Here is a 1,506-nt window from a genome sequence, read left to right on the forward strand (position 1 = left end):
CGGGCGGCTGCCCGGGGGCGGACGGCTGCGCGGGCGTGGGCGGCGCCTCCTTCGCGCGCTCCTGCTCCAGCGCGCGCTGGAGGCCCTGCCAGCGCTCCTCCGTGTAGAAGTACTTCGCGTCCACCAGGGGCATGCCCTGCGACCGCGCGAAGGCCTCCGCCCCGTCGCCCACCATCATCACGTGCGGCGACTTCTCCATCACGAGCCGCGCCAGGTCGATGGGGTTCTGGATGTGGCGCACGCCGGCCACCGCGCCGGCCATGCGCGTCTTGCCGTCCATCACCGCCGCGTCCAGCTCGTTCACGCCGTCGTGGTTGAACACCGCGCCCTTGCCGGCGTTGAAGTACGGCGAGTCCTCCATCACGCGGATGGCCGCCGTCACCGCGTCCAGGCTGCGGCCGCCCCTGGCCAGCACCGCGTGCCCCGCCTGGAGCGCTTGCGTGAGCACGGCGCGCATCGCGGCCTCGCGCTCCGGGCTGAGGTTCTCCCGCGAAATCACGCCCGCGCCGCCGTGGATGACCAGGCCCCACTTCGGCTTCACGCGCGGCGGTTCATCCGTGCGCAGGGCCGCCTCGTCACGCGCGGCGCCCACCTGCGAGGACGTGGCACAGCCCATGGGGGCCAGCAGCAGCGCCGTGCCCGCGAGCAGGCTCCGGTGCATCCGGGGAGAGAACGTGGGGGACATGCCGTGCGCCTCCAGAAAGGAACCCTTGTCGTAGAGCCGTTCACCCGGGGGCGTCCAGGACCGCCGCATGCCGCGCCGCACCAGCCCCCGGGGGGATTTCACCCGGCGACACCGCGAGCGCCCGCCTGTCCGCCTGCCCTCCGCTTCCCCTCCCGGGAGGGCATGTCCACCGTGCAGGTTTGGGTTGCAGGGCAGCGCCAGACATCGGGACATCGGGGAGGACAGGGCGATGAAGAAGCTGAAGGGGATGCGGGTGGCCGTGCTGGCGGCGGATGGCTTCGAGCAGGTGGAGCTGACGCGGCCGGTGAAGCGCCTGGAGAAAGAGGGCGCGAGCGTCACCATCGTCTCCCTCCACAAGGGCCGCATCCGGGGCATGAACCTGCTGGTGCCCGGCCGCAAGGTGCGCGTGGACGCCACGCTGCGCGAGGTGAAGGCCGCGGACTTCGACGCGCTGCTGCTGCCCGGCGGCTTCATGAACCCGGACTTCCTCCGGCAGAGCGCCCTGGCGCTGGACTTCGTGAAGGACGCGGACCTGCTGGACCTACCCATCGCGGTCATCTGTCACGGGCCGTGGCTGCTCGCGTCGGCGGGGCTGCTGGAAGGCCGCCACGTGACGTCCTGGCCGGGCATCCGCAACGACCTGGAGAACGCGGGCGCGCACTGGACGGACGAGCCCGTGGTGCGCGACGGAAACTGGGTGTCCAGCCGGGGACCGCACGACCTGCTCGCCTTCGAGCACGCGATGGTGGAGCTGCTCGCGGAGCGCATGTCGCCCGCCATCACCCGCCGCTCCACCGCGAGCCGCGCCGCGCCTCGGCCCG

2 protein-coding genes are annotated in these 1,506 nt (G+C 72.7%); one reads left to right on the top strand and one right to left on the bottom strand.

Translation table 11 applies throughout. From position 1 onward, the window contains the following. Positions 1-685: isoaspartyl peptidase/L-asparaginase family protein (locus tag ACLEQD_RS43170; RefSeq protein WP_410391758.1), on the bottom strand; the 685-nt coding region annotated here is incomplete at its 3' end. A 229-nt stretch (positions 686-914) separates the two neighbouring features. Here ACLEQD_RS43170 and ACLEQD_RS43175 point away from each other — a divergent pair. Then, a partial coding sequence (locus tag ACLEQD_RS43175) for a type 1 glutamine amidotransferase domain-containing protein (RefSeq protein ID WP_410391757.1) occupies positions 915-1,506 on the top strand: 592 nt, incomplete at its 3' end.

It is taken from the genome of Corallococcus sp. 4LFB (assembly GCF_046520365.1).
In the GTDB taxonomy this organism is placed as follows: domain Bacteria; phylum Myxococcota; class Myxococcia; order Myxococcales; family Myxococcaceae; genus Corallococcus; species Corallococcus caeni.